This window comes from Oceanobacillus arenosus, from assembly GCF_003369575.1.
Taxonomy (GTDB): domain Bacteria; phylum Bacillota; class Bacilli; order Bacillales; family Amphibacillaceae; genus Oceanobacillus; species Oceanobacillus arenosus.
This window is the reverse complement of sequence record NZ_PIOC01000032.1, coordinates 64994-79835: the sequence shown is the minus strand read 5'-3', so window position 1 is coordinate 79835 and position 14842 is coordinate 64994. Positions and strand designations below refer to the sequence as shown.

Below are 14842 nucleotides of genomic sequence, written 5' to 3'. Positions count from 1 at the left end.
CACAGATCAAAGTAAACATTAATTGAAAGGAGATCTTGTGATGCTAAATGTAAAGCAAGTAAGTAAAATTTATGAAGGTAAAATTGCGTACCGTGCATTAACTGATATTAATTTAACAATTGAAGATGGCGAATTTGTTGGGATTATGGGTCCTTCAGGAAGTGGGAAAACAACGTTGCTAAATATGATCGCAACGATTGATGAACCAACAACAGGTGAAATCCTAATTAACGGGAAAAATGCCAATCGTCTTAAAAATGAGGAATTAGCGAAGTTCCGCAGACGTGAATTAGGCTTTGTCTTCCAGGAATTTAATTTACTGCACACGTTAACGGTTGAAGAAAACATTGTCCTGCCATTGACCTTGGACGGGAAAAGTGTGAAAGAGATGAAGCTGAAGGTAGGTGAAATTGCTGAAAGACTAGGAATAACACAGATTTTGAAAAAACGCACGTATGAAATATCTGGTGGGCAAGCCCAGCGTGCAGCAGTAGCAAGAGCCATGATTCATACGCCGAAGCTATTACTGGCAGATGAACCGACGGGAAACCTTGATTCTAAGGCGTCTAAAGATGTAATGGGCATGCTTGAGCAAATTAATCAGCGGGACAAGGCAACAATGATGCTTGTAACTCATGATCCGCAAGCTGCCAGCTACTGTAATCGTGTTGTCTTCATCCGTGACGGAAAATTTTATTCGGAAATCCATCGTGGGGATAATCGCCAAGCCTTTTTCCAGAAGATTATCGATACACTTTCATTATTAGGGGGCGATGCAAATGACTTTTCGTCAATTCGCGTTTAATAATGTCGTCCGTAATAAACGACTATATGCTGCATATTTTCTAAGCAGTATGTTTACCGTAATGGTATTTTTCACATTCGTGATTTTCGCCTTCCATCCAGAATTGGCTGGCGATGATATACATGGAAGTGTCCAGCAAGGGATGTATGTCGCTGGGGGAATTATTTATGTCTTTTCTTTTTTCTTTGTCTTATATTCGATGAGCTCCTTCCTTCAGTCACGTAAGAAAGAATTCGGATTATTGATGATGCAAGGTATGTCAATGCGGCAAATTCGGTCCATGGTATTTTTAGAAAACATGGTAATTGGTTTGTTTGCAACACTAGGTGGTATTATTCTTGGAATCGTGTTTGCTAAAGGGATTTTACTAATAGCAGAAAACGTGCTAGTTATTGACGGAGCACTGAATTTTTATTTTCCATTAGAGGCAATTGGTTTGTCCTTTATTTCATTTATTATTTTGTTTTTCTTTATTTCCCTTTTCGTTGCTTATGTGTTGAGAAGTAAGAAGCTTATCGATTTAATTAAAGCGAATAAGGTATCAAAAGGTGAACCGAAAGCAAATATTTTCCTGTCGATTATTGCTGTGCTGTTACTCGGTTCAGGATATGCAGTTGCACTGCTTGTGGAAGGAGTGACAGTAATCGCTGTTATGATCCCTGTAATCGTGGTTGTTATTATTGGTAGCTATCTCCTATTTACGCAATTAAGTGTTTACATCATTCGCAAACTTAAGAAGAAGGAAAACATCTTTTGGCATAAAACCAATATGATTCTCTTCTCCGATCTTTCTTTCCGGATGAAGGATAATGCGCGGACGTTTTTTATGGTCGCGATCATTTCAACGGTAGCATTTAGTGCGATTGGCACATTATTCGGGTTTCAATCTTATCTTACAGATGGGATGAAAATATCCAATCCGAATACATTCACATATGATGCATATGATGGTGATAAAGCAGAGGATATTGCTTTAATCAATCAAACACTACAGGATGAAAACATAGAGGCAAATATGGAGCAGATGATGCTTCGCTATTTCCAAATAGGTGAGGATCCGAGTATTCTAATCGCAAAGGAATCGGATTTCAATCGATTTGCCGCGTTAATTGGGGAGGACACGATTGATATTGAGGATGGTCAGATGACTGTTGTTGAGTTTGAAGGGCTGCCGTATGGACAGACACAGGAGTTATTGACACAAGCGGTGGAGCTGAATACAGGGGTCACGCTGGAACCACACCCGAAGGAAGTTATTTATTCTAGAGCTTTACCAGCATTTGATTCGTATTATGTTGTTTCAGATAAGGATTATGAGGCACTACCGCATGCAAATGATGAGTGGAATTTTTACGCATGGCAGGCAACAGATGGAGAAGAGCATGTGCTAGATGCTGCCGAGAAGCTATATGCGGAACTCCCACCATATGGAATTACATCGGGTGAATATAATGTGTATCAAGTGAATAAAGCATATGGGATGATATTGTTTGTCGGACTATTCATTGGTGTTGTTTTCTTTGTCTCTGCTGGAAGCTTTCTCTATTTCCGACTTTACGCTGATTTAGACGAAGACAAACAAAAGTTCAAATCCATTTCTAAAATGGGATTAACAGAAAAAGAATTGAAAAGAGTGCTTAACAGACAGACAGCAATTCTCTTTTTCGCACCGATTGTTGTTGCGCTCATTCATGGCGCAGTTGCACTAACGGCATTATCTCATATGTTCTACTATAATATGTTTAAACAATCCGTGATGGTGCTAGGAACATTCTTGAGTATTCAGATTATCTACTTCTTTTTCGTCCGTTATTTCTATACGAAGCAAATTAAAGAAGTAATATAAAAAAAGGCGGTCATAGGCGTTAAACCTATGACCGCTTTACTTATCTAATAATGGCAATGATACCTTCTTCATCATCAAGCTCGAGCTTGATTCCTGAAAATGGATCCTCATTCAAAAACTCTTCTAGCCATATCCGTAGCGCCTCAATCATATTCCCTGTAATGAGAACCTGCTTCCGACCAGCAACAAAAGCCTCTGCAGAGAACCCAGTATCATCATCATACATGAGTTCTACTTCGACCTCTTCTGGTGTAACTTGTTTTTTCCTAGCGATATATACACAAATCGCGTTGATAATATCTTGTTCAGGGATGACTAGCTTCTCCATGGATTTGTATCCTTTTTCTTCTTATTTTTAAAGAAGGAGAAGATTTTGCCTATGATCGCGATAATAGCGACTATTGCAAGAATATTAACTGCAAGTCCTAGCATAGAACCTAACATACCCATATTGCCAAATAGCCCGCCGAATAATAATCCAGCAAGACCGCCAAGCATTAGTCCTTTCATTAGACCGCCTGACATAAATCCACCTTTATTACTTGTTGTATTGGTTGTAGATTTATTATTTGAAACAGAGTCTTTCTTATTGTTTTGGAAAAATGAACTATTGTTCGAATTAGTACTATTGTTGTTATTAAAGCTTTTCTTTCCGGATTTATAACCTTTTGCCTCAACACTTGTCGGCTCATCCTGCAAAAGTAAGTTGCCTATTGGTGAGAATACGAGTGTTACTGCGAGTAATGCTGCTAAAATTTTTTTCATTTATTTTCCTCCGTTACTTATTAAATCATGTTGTATCATTATTATACTATAAACGCTACTATTTCATCTCTTTTAATGATGTATTTGTAAAAAGTTTCCGTTTTTACAGGTAATGGAAGAACTAATAATTGACGCTTTGGGTTGGAAAATACCGATATAATTGGAAAAGCGCTGATATTCGGCAAAATCCGCTATATTGTAATAATCACATCTTATAAGTTGCATAAATTGTACTAGCAAGCATTATTCTGCCGTCGTTTATGGTTCAATAATGGGAATTAATTGAAAAAAAGATTGAAGCATGATGGGATTTCTGCTACGATAATATTAATAGAAAAGACAATGTGTGACTGGCGAACACGGACCACCGTGAGGGAACACATTCGTTGAATAGCCGTTCGCCTGGGCAGAGCTAAGGGATATACTACCCCTTAGCTCTTTATGCTTATAAAGGAGGGGCGGAGCTAGAAATTGACGTTTTCAGCAAAAATTAAATGAATATGCGGATGAAAGCTGTGAGAGAGTGCAAGAATTAAAGCCACCGAAGGAGCAAGATTCAAGAAAACCCTTGAAATTAATCTCTCAGGTAAAAGGATCACAGTCGGACGTAACTCTGGAGAGCGCGTAGTTAATTGAACGCCACCAATGGGGAATATCCTATCTTTTAGGATGAAACTTTCAGGTAAAAGGACAGAGGAATGGGTAGAGCGTGATTTGTTCTTTTTTTCTGTCCTCTAATAAGAGGAGGAGTTTTCTTTGATAGAGCAAATATTTAATAATATTAATAATTTTTTATGGAGTCCGATTCTAATTACGTTTTGTGTATTGGTAGGGCTTTACTTAACATTAAAATCTAGATTTCTCCAAGTCCGCCATATTAAAGATATGATTGGGCTATTATTTAAAGGAAAAAGCTCTGATGAAGGAGTTTCCTCTTTCCAGGCTTTATCATTAGCATTATCTGGTCGGATGGGTGTAGGAAATATATCGGGTACAGCAACGGCAATCGCATTTGGTGGACCTGGAGCTGTATTTTGGATGTGGATCATTGCCTTTTTCGGCTCTGCATCAGCATTTGTTGAATCTACACTTGCACAAATATATAAAGAAAAGCAGGATGGACAATATCGTGGTGGACCAGCCTATTATATTGAAAAAGGACTCGGCGTAAAATGGTATGCCATTATTTTTGCTGTTGCAACATTGATTGCGATGGCACTCTTAATGCCTGGAGTCCAATCGAACTCAATTGCAATATCACTTGACAATGCATTTGGGGCGAGCACAGTTGTAACGGGTATTATCCTTGTCGCGATTCTTGGGTTAATCATCTTTGGTGGGATTAAACGAATTGTAAATGTTGCGCAATTTATTGTACCGTTTATGGCTATTGGATACATATTGGTAGCGATTTTGACAATTGCAATGAATTTCGAGAAGATTCCGGCCGTATTTACCTTGATTTTCTCCAGCGCATTTGGGGGAGACTCGGTATTCGGCGGTATTCTTGGGGCTGCAATTGCTTGGGGTGTGAAACGTGGGCTCTATGCAAGTGAAGCAGGGCAGGGTACGGGTGCACATGCTGCGGCAGCTGCGGAAGTATCGCATCCGGTGAAGCAAGGGCTTGTCCAGTCATTCTCGATTTATTTAGATGTTTTCTTAGTCTGTACTGCTACTGCATTTATGATTTTATTTACAGGCCAGTTTAATACTATTGATGAGCAATCGGGAGAATATATCGTTCAGAATATTTCCGGGGTAGAGGAAGGACCGGGTTATACGCAAGCAGCAGTCAATACTATTTTACCTGGATTCGGCTCTGGGTTTGTTGCGATTGCGCTATTGTTCTTTGCTTTTACAACTATCATGTCCTATTACTATATCGCCGAAACAAATCTAGCTTATTTAATAAAGGGAAAATACAGTGGCATCGCTTCGAGTATCTTAAAAATAGCACTACTTGCTGCAACCTTTTACGGGGCTGTAAAGGAATCACAGCTCGCATGGATATTTGGTGATATTGGACTTGGTATAATGGTTTGGCTGAACTATATTGCAATTTTATTATTAGCGAAGCCAGCAATTATCGCTTTAAAGGATTATGAACACCAAAAAGGACAGGGATTGGATCCGACCTTCAATTCCACGAAGCTTGGGATTAAGAATGCAGATTTTTGGGCTAATGGATATAAGCTGAAAAAAGATGACAATTCCAATGATGAGAAAATTTCATAGCATAATAGCTAATCAATTATTATCAATTTATTAGTAAAGCAGTCGCACAAAATTACATTTTTGTGCGACCTGCTTCTTTTTTTATACCCACCGAGAAAAATGAATGGTCAGGTATCATTCATGTTATACTAAACTTTAAATAAGGATGATTTTTAATCGTTAGTTACATTATAGATAAAATGCGAAATAGGCGCAAATTTGATTTCCGCTTCGGACAGTCGCGCACCTTAGGGCTCGAGCTGTTCCCGCAGGAGTCTCCTGTCCTCCGCTGCAATCAACGGCGATAGTTAGTGCATTAGCCAATCCCGTATAATAGATTTTGCTCAATCCTAGCGGAGAAAGTACACGAAGACTCCTGCGGGAGGAAGGGCCTAGGTGAGACTTCGAAGTGCGATAGCACAAGAAGGCTCACCAGCCCCCCGCGGAAAGCGAAGTGTATTTTCGGAGCGACTGGCCTGAGAGCAATTGCTCTTCTAAGCAAAGTTAGTTGGTGGGACGAGTAATCGTAGTCCCAACCTTTAGAAAGCTGCTTTAAAATAGCATAGAATCAGAAATAAAAAAGAGAAATAATATAAAAGAGGTTAAAATATGACGCAAGAGCGTTTCACGGATTATAAATTAAGTACTGATATAGCAAACGCATTAAAGGAATTAGGATACGATCAGCCAACAGAGGTTCAACGTAAGGTTATTCCGTATGTATTACAGAAGCATGATCTTGTAGCGAAATCGCAAACAGGAAGTGGGAAGACAGCTTCTTATGGAATTCCAATTTGTGAGCTGGTTGATTGGCTGGAAAACAAGCCACAGGCATTGGTTTTAACTCCGACGAGGGAACTAGCTGTTCAAGTGAAGGACGACTTGACTAACATAGGGAGATTTAAACGGATTAAAGCAACCGCTGTTTATGGGAAACAGCCGATTGCCATTCAAAAAACGGAACTGAAACAAAAAACACATGTTGTAGTTGGAACCCCTGGACGTGTAATGGATCATATCGAGAGAGATACACTTGCGCTAGATAAGATTCGCTATCTTGTCATTGATGAAGCGGACGAGATGTTAAATATGGGATTTATTGAACAAGTAGAAGCAATCATCAATAAGTTACCAAAAGAAAGAGTAACCCTGCTATTCTCTGCTACCTTACCTGAAGCAGTGAAAAGCTTAGCGCATAACTATATGAAAGACCCAATTGATATTGAAATAAAAGCGACGGGACTGACGACGGATAAAATTGAACATTTTCTTTATGAAGTTCCTGAAAAGGATAAACTCTCTTTGCTTAGAGACATAACGGTTGTTGAGAATCCAGATAGCTGCATTATCTTTTGTCGAACAAAAGATAGAGTCGATACGTTGTGTGATGAATTAACGGATTTAGACTATAGCTGTGATAAAATCCATGGCGGCATGGAACAAGACGATCGATTAGCAGTTATGAATGATTTTAAAAAGGGCCAATTTCGCTATTTGATCGCGACAGACGTTGCTGCAAGGGGAATTGATATTGATAATATTACCCATGTCATTAATTATGATATCCCTTTAGAAAAGGAAAGCTATGTCCATCGTACAGGAAGAACAGGAAGAGCAGGACTCAGCGGAAAAGCCATTACCTTGGTAACGCCGTTTGAAGATCGCTTCTTGAGCGAGGTTGAGGAATATATCGGTTTTAAAATTTCAACTAGACTTGCACCATCAGAAGAGGAAGTCGCGACTAATAAACCGGGCTTTGAAGAAAAAATGAAAAAGAAGCCAACAATTAAGAAGTCGAAAAGTGAACAGCTAAATAAACAAATCATGAAGTTATACTTTAATGGTGGAAAGAAAAAGAAGCTTCGGGCAGTTGACTTCGTTGGTACCATTGCAAAAATAGATGGTGTATCGGCAGAAGACATCGGGATTATTACAATCCAGGATACGATATCCTTCGTAGAAATATTAAATGGCAAGGGTCCACTTGTTTTACAGACGATGAAGAACACGAAAGTAAAAGGTAAATTACTCAAAGTTTATGAAGCGAATAAGAAGTAAAAAAGCAGACCTTTATATTAACGGGTTCGGCTTTGAGGTGAAAACTAAAAATCAAAAGTAAAATAGTAATAGAAATACAACTGAATTAATAGCATAAGTCATATTACAGTTAGCATAGAAAAACGTTCGAAGTAAAATCAACTCCGAGCGTTTTTTTATATCGCCTTAATTCACTAAACTGCGACCATTTAGTTAAAAAGGACCGCAATACTGACTATTTGCCTATTATGCTAAAGCACCATTTAGTTGAAGAAAAAACATCTTTTTGTTTATGTGGAATGCGTATTTTTCTATTAAGCTTTTTATATAACGCAAATGTGATTTCAAGTGCAAACAAGATACCTAATACTGAATAGAGCAATAATAATAATCATTTCATATCATTAAAACCTAAAATAGATGACATAATTAAAACGATTGCAAAAATAAAAGAAATTAACTGGATAATCAACTTGAATTTTCTATAGCGATAATATTTATTCACAGTTCCTCCTTCTAAACTCTTCATAATATTATATATTTAAGAAAACTGGATATCAGACCATCAATGAGAACATTTTCTTATTAAATAAAGCCCCCGTTAACGAAACATGAACGCACGCATATTATTCAAGAACTCTTTCATAAATAATTTGTATTTCTAAGGGCTGTACCCCAGACCCAAATGATATTGGTGTAAACGTATTTAACCTCCTATCTCTTGTGCATATTTTTTTGATTATCTCTTCACAAACTCGCTTCGAATATAAGCTACTTCTATCATTTATCCAATTAAATCATTTATTCCAATAGGCTTTTGCTTCATTCTCAAGCACCTTTAATCTTTTGTAGTAATCAGGAAACTCATTAAGATGAGCCAATGCAATTTTCCCAGTAATTAAAGGATTATCGTCTGTAACATTCGTTTGGCTGGATATTTTTCCATGTTCAAGTTCTGTATTTACCCCTATCCAGAACTCATCTAAATCAAACTTGCTTTTATTAAAATCAATGCCTAAAAGTAATGCGATTGCTGCTGCTTCCTCTTTGGAAAAAGATTTAACTCTATTGATAGAACCAGTATTTCTATACCAATGACTTCCTGTACTTGGATATAGATATTGCGTATCAAAATTATACCCCTTAATGAAATTGTTCAAATACGGATCATTGTAGTAGTACAAAACACATCCCTCCTAAAAAGGTATTTATTAACAATATACGTTAGATACCTATTTATGAGCATGTCTTCTAAAAGCTGATCCATTTTCAGACGTGGACTGGGAACTAAAATACCCAATCAGAATAGCAGCACACATATAAATGGTTAAGGTTTTGTTCGATATGCCCATACGCTACCAATGGTTGCAAACAATACTTGAATGGCAATGTGCCCGAAATAGCCCAATCATTGCAGGGATATATAATAACATTGAATATATAATGATTGATCCACCTATCCCAACCATTCCAGAGATGAAGGAACCAACAAAACCGATGAGAAATATCTATTTTATTACGGACATAACTTAACATATATCTTATTTGATATTAACATTGATTTTGATTTACATACCATATATCTCATATGGGTGGAATCGTCTTGACCATTCTAATTGCTGTTTTATTATTCTGGAAAGGAATCGACGAGAAAAACTTAGTGCAGAAATGGAACTAAAATCCGATTATGTAGCATAACTACTTTTTCGGGAGTTACTTTTGCATGGTTTGTTATCCTTTCCAGTTAAGTAAGAAGATTCATAAGACGAATAAAGAGAAATATAAGAAAAACGACACTATTTTATAATGCAGAGTTAGCCGATTAGTCAGAACGGGGAGAATAGAAAAACCGTCCGCCCTTTCCACATGAACTTATACGTATAAACTTACATATAGTACATCAAAGACTTCATAAGGATGAGTAAGATGCACATTACGATTAACCTATATAATTTTAAAGTTAATAGTATTTCAGGTAATGGCTCAATAACAATCGGTGAAGCAGTGCATAATAGTCATAGTTCCAAAATTAAATCCCAGGGCGTAAATTCATCTTATGGTGATTTATCAAACAATGAAGCAATGATGGAAAATATTTATATTGATCCAGATGTAAATGATCAAACAGACATCGGAAATGCCGATTCAGCCAATATAGGGCTTCCAAACCTAAAACTCGGAGAATTTTAAAAAAAGGAGAATTCATATGCCTTATCAGATAAACATTTCAGGTATTAAGGTAAACGGTGTAACACAAAATGGAAATCTAGATTTTGGTCCAACTGTTCATAACAGTCATACCTCTAATACAAAGTTATTTGGTGTTAACTTTTCTATGGGGGATTTGTCTGGTGCTAGATCACAATTAAATACAAGTATTGCTGATTCAGATGTTAGTGATCAAGATCAAATAGCAAACCCATCACTGCCAATGGTTGGTCAGGTCTAAGTGGATATTAGTGGGGTGATGTTATGGATGTGGAGAAAGTAAAAAAGTGGGTTGACTTTACGCATAGCTTCCAAAAAAGCGGATTATGGCCTAATATGAATGATAAATATCCACCAGAAAAATTCTTCAAAAGAGAAGAAAAGAAGGATTCCGTAGATCTAAAGAAAGAAACAGATTATCCTAAAATCGATGTTTATAATGATGGTACGCATATTTATATTTTGATTGAAGCTCCTGGAATAGACCCGAAAGCTATTCACATATCTTTACAGTCAAGACATCAATTAATCATTAAGGGAACGGTTCAGCAACCATCGCTTTCACCAGAAACAGCCATCGTAACAGAACGATATTATGGAGACTTTGAACGAACTATCCAACTCCCTGAACCAACCGAACCACAACTAATTCAACTAAGTTTATACCATGGAGTGGTTCAAGTAATATATCCACGCTTGAACGAAATTACACCATTACAATTTAACTGGTAAGGCACCTATGCCATACTCTCTTACATGAACGCTATTTCACCATTCATAAAATCATTAAAAATAAGAGATTGACTCAAAAGATTATGTTTTATAAATTTTTTGAGTACAATCCTTATTAAAGTAAAGCACCAGTTAGTTGAAGAACCTTTTTTATTCACTGGTGAACCATTTCCCAAGAACTGTTTTTTTATCCAAACCAACAAACACTACAAGGTTTCCAGTGGTATCAGTCTCAGTGTTATTAAAAGTAACAGAATAAACTTTGTCTTTGGCATAATTTTTATCAATTGATGCTTTTATATCATTATTAACAGGTACTTGTTTTACAATTGAATCCTTTGGGCTTACTGGAATTAAAGCACTTTCTTCATCAGTTAAACTACTGAAAGCTACCATCTCAATTGGCATTTGGTTCTCGGACTTGGATGTAGAATACAAAGAAACTATTCCAATAACCATAAATATTAAAAGTACCCCTAAAATCCCGAAAATAAGTAGTTTAATTGTTTTCTTCATAATTCTCCTCCCTTGTATCCACTGGCTTCCATACGTATTTCCCTTATAAATTCAGTAACCTTTTTAAACAATCCTGCCCTGTATGTTTAAAAAGGTTGTTTTTCACAATCATTGACTGTTATTGATTACCCTTCAACTATTGCAAGGTATTTCAAGATTTCTCCTTCTAATTCAACGATTAAAATATCTCCTCTTTCCTTGGCTGAAAAAATCTTTGCACCAACTGGAAGTTTATTTGCCATTTCATCTTTGAAATCTGTATTACTATCATTTTTTGTTTTTATTTCACCGATTTGAACGTCTTTTGTTAAAGACAATTCTTCAACCCAATCGATATTAGTTTCATAAATAACTCCATCATACTGGAAAATATCAGCATCAGGATTCAATGTTAAGACTTCTTCAGCATCAATACTGTCACTTGTTACTGTGGTTGCTTCCCCTTCATTAGAACATCCACTAATCATAAATAACGCTAATGCAATCAGTACGTAAAATAACTTTTTAGCCAATGTATTACCCCCTTTATATATAGTCGGAAATACTCTATCATAAGTTTCTTCTTCCACTAACCTATCTAGTTGTAAAAAAACGACAGCTCTTATTTGTAATCGCCCTCGTTAGCTCTATTTTGACTAACTACTTCACCAAATGTTCCCTATTAAGCGAATTATCATTCTTGGTATAAACATTAAGATGTTCCAAACCAATTCAAATAAAAACTCAATTAGGGTATCTTTAAAAAAGCCGTCTCTATTTCTTTTTTTATTTTTCATCTTCTAACTCCCAATTAATTAATCGTTGTTTAACTATTCTGACTCAGAATAAGAATTTCAATCCTTTAAATAAATTCTACTTTTATTTTCTATTTCCTTCTTCAGCTCTGCCCCATTAGTTAAAAAAAGACCGCCGTATAGACGATCTGCTTATTGTGTTAAAGCACCATTTTGTTGAAGAACAAATACCAATATCTCTAATTTCCATGAAATCTAAAATTCTATATAAAAAGGGTGTTTGCTATTATCAAGACAGTATTCAATTCTTTCTCTGAAATTTCCTACCGTAACCATTTTCAAGGCTTGTTCAATAGGAAAAAAACCTACTTCCAAACTTTCTGCTGAGGTTGTTAAGTTGCCACCAATAGGTTTAGCTAAAAAGAGTGTATTGCAAATTGATTTCTTTACATTTTGAAATATGCCACAGAACTTTAAAATTTCAACATCTATGCCGGTTTCTTCTTTGGTTTCCCTAATCGCACCATCTTTCAATGATTCTCCTAATTCAACTATTCCACCTGGCATTTCCCAACCCCTCATAGGACCTTTGATTAACAGAATTTCCTTATTATCATTAATTACAATAGTTGCAGCTGAAACAAAATGTTTTGGCGGTGTGTATGTATGTGTAGTACTTTGTCCCAAAAAAATTCCCCTCTCTTTTATTTAATTCGTTATTACCGCAGCACTTACATCTCTTTATACTTCAATAAAGAGAGTGCGAACTCCTTCTTGAAGTAATGCACCCGTTAGTTCAAGTGAAAATGTTAACAATCTCAGCTAACATTTCAACTCCATATACGCTCACATGTTATTTCATTGTTTTCTGACTTTAATAAATAAATATCTGGATTACTTATCTTATTCCAATCTTCAAATCCAAACTCTTTATTATAAAAATATAATAGCAAGGCCATTATATTTTCATGCGTAACAATTCTGGTCTATATGTAACAAGCTCCGGTTGGTTGAGTACCACGAATATTGTTGGACAATGGCCAATTCAATAAAACTTTATACTTATTGATTCACAGCAAACATCATGGCTTATTCAAGAAGCCCAATTAAGGAAACTAAGGTACAGATCAGAAGTAACTGTTGGTATAGTTAAAGTACCCTATGCGATTATATGCTATAGTAATAATATCGAGATGTTCTCTAGAGCATCTCTCATTTCTTTTTTTATTGAGGTGATTAAGTGGATCATGATGAGTACCAAGCATATTTGAAACAGCAATATTCCCATAAGATTCGACCGTTACAATCAGTTAATGACGTTATCTCCGCATTTCAAAAAAAATTAGATCTTGTCGAAACAGAATTATCTGAATCTGAAATTATTTTCTTGAAAATGACAATTCTTAACTATACTCATGCACACAAAAACGACCCTATAATATCTAACTTGGATAACTTAAATTTCATTTCGTATGAAGTAGTAAAAAATGAAAAAAGTGATTATTACTACAATCATATGAAGATTAACTCCGGTAATGAAAGAATACTTGTCATTATTGAATCCCAGTTAAATGAAATAACCTCCAATTGCGAAGAACTAAAAGTGGATATGCTTATCGAACGTGGAATCGACACATCTCATGTTAAACAAGACACACCTAATTTTTTTGCATATCTAATGCTTTTTGATTCTCATAATGAGAATCATTGACTACGACAGAGGATAAAAAGACAACATTTTATAGAAAAGTGAAAGAGTTACAGGAAAATTAATTCTCCATTTTAAGAGTCTATTCTCGGGTGGCGTCAGGGAAATGTGCTTAGCGTTGTAAATCCGCATTTTCTTGACGCCACCCGTACATACATTTTCTCACCTTTTAAAGTTAAGAGTACTTGATCAATATGTTCGTTTAAAAAGTTCATCCATTCATCAACTACTTCAGTCTTACCTCTTTTAACTTTAAATTTAGATAAATCAACATTTAATGCCAAACAAACATATCCTTTCTACTTATTCATCTTTACTAACTCTATAGTATAAATTCAACAAAAAAGGTGCATTTTCCTTCTTTAAGGATTGCACCAGTTAACTGAATAACGAATTAGTGTTTATTTCTTTTATCTGTTATCTAATTTTCTTTCAAGCAACTCAACCCGCTGTTTCAATGAATCTAATTCCCTTGTTAACTCTGTATCACTATTTTTTTTTGACATTTGTGTTGTTTTATATATGATTCTAAAACCTGGATACATTAATAAAAAGCAAAACCCTAGTATTAACAAAAAGATTATGACAGCAAATATATTTTCTAAAATAATACGTCAACTCCTTCGTAACCATTCGCTGTCTAATTCAGATGAATCGTTTTCCTTGGTATTAATTAAGTCGTCTATAGAGACTCCCAACACATTACTAATCTTCTCGATAAACTGGATCGAAGGATTGGATTGCAAATTTCGTTCAATAGAACTTAAATAGGACTTCGCAACTCCTGCTTTTTCGGCGAGCTCTGAGATTGACATTTTTTAATAACTTCAACAAACTGGTGCGATAATCCTTCTTTGATTATCGCACCATATAGGAAAAGAAGAAACAGAGAAGCTTATGTAACAATTTCGCCCGTTTGTGGAAGATCCAATCTTAACGACACGATCACCCGACAAACTGAATTAGACTGACTCGTAAAAAAAGCAGTGACGGTCTAGGAACTCGAAAGACCTAGACTGCCGCTGCTTTTATTGTGCTAACGTAATCAGGTTAGCGTAATCTACTTTAGGAGACAAGGTCATCTAACCTTCTGGTAAACGAGGCCTATGGCTCCAGAATCAAATGTCTTGTTTTCGATAAGTTTAAGATTGATCTTCTCCTTGAGACCTTGGAATAACGGCAACCCGCTGTCAATCAGGACGGGTGAAACCGTAATTTTATACTCATCTATCAAATCAAGCTCCAGGATGCAGGTTGAAAGCGAAGCGGTCCGGGTA

Annotated in this window: 15 protein-coding genes, 3 pseudogenes and 3 riboswitches; of the genes and pseudogenes, 8 read left to right on the top strand and 10 right to left on the bottom strand. The window is 36.1% G+C overall.

Translation table 11 applies throughout. The features are described from left to right. Positions 1-40 precede the first annotated feature (40 nt). Together CWR48_RS18960 and CWR48_RS18955 are read left to right on the top strand one after the other, a co-directional pair. On the top strand, positions 41-805 hold the full coding sequence (locus CWR48_RS18960; protein ID WP_115774852.1) for an ABC transporter ATP-binding protein: 765 nt from the start codon (positions 41-43) through the stop codon (positions 803-805). Next, complete coding sequence (locus tag CWR48_RS18955) at positions 780-2651, top strand: ABC transporter permease (protein WP_115774851.1); 1872 nt, start codon at positions 780-782, stop codon at positions 2649-2651. The genes CWR48_RS18960 and CWR48_RS18955 overlap by 26 nt, the downstream gene beginning before the upstream one ends. Before the next feature lie 40 nt (positions 2652-2691). Here CWR48_RS18955 and CWR48_RS18950 read toward each other — a convergent pair whose 3' ends face one another. Together CWR48_RS18950 and CWR48_RS18945 are read right to left on the bottom strand one after the other, a co-directional pair. Beyond that, a complete protein-coding gene (locus CWR48_RS18950; protein WP_115774850.1) occupies positions 2692-2979 on the bottom strand; it encodes a YxcD family protein in 288 nt (95 codons plus the stop codon). Next, positions 2967-3416 (bottom strand): hypothetical protein, encoded by a 450-nt coding sequence (locus CWR48_RS18945; RefSeq protein ID WP_115774849.1) that lies wholly within the window; start codon positions 3414-3416, stop codon positions 2967-2969. The genes CWR48_RS18950 and CWR48_RS18945 overlap by 13 nt, the downstream gene beginning before the upstream one ends. Positions 3417-3752: 336 nt before the next feature. Next, a riboswitch (ZMP/ZTP riboswitch) is annotated at positions 3753-3831 on the top strand. A 91-nt stretch (positions 3832-3922) separates the two neighbouring features. Continuing rightward, a riboswitch (glycine riboswitch) is annotated at positions 3923-4024 on the top strand. A 3-nt stretch (positions 4025-4027) separates the two neighbouring features. Beyond that, positions 4028-4112, top strand: a riboswitch (glycine riboswitch). Positions 4113-4172: 60 nt separating this feature from the next. Here CWR48_RS18945 and CWR48_RS18940 point away from each other — a divergent pair. Together CWR48_RS18940 and CWR48_RS18935 are read left to right on the top strand one after the other, a co-directional pair. Next, positions 4173-5651, top strand: a complete 1479-nt coding sequence (locus CWR48_RS18940; protein WP_211316783.1) for an alanine/glycine:cation symporter family protein — start codon at positions 4173-4175, stop codon at positions 5649-5651. A 588-nt stretch (positions 5652-6239) separates the two neighbouring features. Further along, the gene (locus tag CWR48_RS18935; protein ID WP_115774848.1) at positions 6240-7688 is read left to right on the top strand and encodes a DEAD/DEAH box helicase; all 1449 of its coding nucleotides are present in this window, start codon (positions 6240-6242) and stop codon (positions 7686-7688) included. 776 nt (positions 7689-8464) lie between these two features. On the opposite strand, the gene CWR48_RS18930 is transcribed toward CWR48_RS18935, so the two are convergent. Further along, positions 8465-8851, bottom strand: coding sequence for a DUF5661 family protein (locus CWR48_RS18930; protein WP_211316782.1), 387 nt, complete (start codon positions 8849-8851; stop codon positions 8465-8467). Positions 8852-8956: 105 nt separating this feature from the next. Then, positions 8957-9175 (bottom strand): annotated as a pseudogene (locus CWR48_RS20950) (sulfite exporter TauE/SafE family protein); the annotation flags it as partial. 418 nt (positions 9176-9593) lie between these two features. Here CWR48_RS20950 and CWR48_RS18925 point away from each other — a divergent pair. From CWR48_RS18925 to CWR48_RS18915, 3 genes are read left to right on the top strand one after another with little or no spacing between them, the layout of a single operon-like run. Continuing rightward, on the top strand, positions 9594-9857 hold the full coding sequence (locus CWR48_RS18925; protein WP_115774847.1) for a spore germination protein: 264 nt from the start codon (positions 9594-9596) through the stop codon (positions 9855-9857). A 16-nt stretch (positions 9858-9873) separates the two neighbouring features. Then, the gene (locus tag CWR48_RS18920; RefSeq protein ID WP_115774846.1) at positions 9874-10116 is read left to right on the top strand and encodes a spore germination protein; all 243 of its coding nucleotides are present in this window, start codon (positions 9874-9876) and stop codon (positions 10114-10116) included. Positions 10117-10139: 23 nt separating this feature from the next. Further along, a complete protein-coding gene (locus tag CWR48_RS18915) occupies positions 10140-10607 on the top strand; it encodes an Hsp20/alpha crystallin family protein (protein WP_115774845.1) in 468 nt (155 codons plus the stop codon). Positions 10608-10757: 150 nt separating this feature from the next. Here CWR48_RS18915 and CWR48_RS18910 read toward each other — a convergent pair whose 3' ends face one another. The 3 genes from CWR48_RS18910 to CWR48_RS18900 all read right to left on the bottom strand — a co-directional run bounded on the left by CWR48_RS18910 (position 10758) and on the right by CWR48_RS18900 (position 12544). Further along, positions 10758-11123 (bottom strand): hypothetical protein, encoded by a 366-nt coding sequence (locus CWR48_RS18910; RefSeq protein ID WP_115774844.1) that lies wholly within the window; start codon positions 11121-11123, stop codon positions 10758-10760. 125 nt (positions 11124-11248) lie between these two features. Further along, positions 11249-11635, bottom strand: a complete 387-nt coding sequence (locus tag CWR48_RS18905) for a hypothetical protein (RefSeq protein WP_245976864.1) — start codon at positions 11633-11635, stop codon at positions 11249-11251. Between the two features lie 477 nt (positions 11636-12112). Next, entirely contained in the window at positions 12113-12544 is a 432-nt protein-coding gene (locus tag CWR48_RS18900) for an NUDIX hydrolase (RefSeq protein WP_115774843.1), read from the bottom strand. Positions 12545-13097: 553 nt separating this feature from the next. Here CWR48_RS18900 and CWR48_RS18895 point away from each other — a divergent pair. After that, on the top strand, positions 13098-13568 hold the full coding sequence (locus CWR48_RS18895) for a hypothetical protein (RefSeq protein ID WP_115774842.1): 471 nt from the start codon (positions 13098-13100) through the stop codon (positions 13566-13568). 95 nt (positions 13569-13663) lie between these two features. Here CWR48_RS18895 and CWR48_RS20635 read toward each other — a convergent pair whose 3' ends face one another. From CWR48_RS20635 to CWR48_RS21110, 3 genes and pseudogenes are all read right to left on the bottom strand, one after another. Next, the gene (locus CWR48_RS20635) at positions 13664-13849 is read right to left on the bottom strand and encodes a DUF6176 family protein (protein WP_115774841.1); all 186 of its coding nucleotides are present in this window, start codon (positions 13847-13849) and stop codon (positions 13664-13666) included. A gap of 339 nt (positions 13850-14188) precedes the next feature. Further along, positions 14189-14380 (bottom strand): annotated as a pseudogene (locus CWR48_RS18885) (helix-turn-helix domain-containing protein); the annotation flags it as partial. Positions 14381-14643: 263 nt separating this feature from the next. Next, positions 14644-14814, bottom strand: a pseudogene (locus CWR48_RS21110) (dihydrofolate reductase family protein); the annotation flags it as partial. Positions 14815-14842 lie beyond the last annotated feature (28 nt).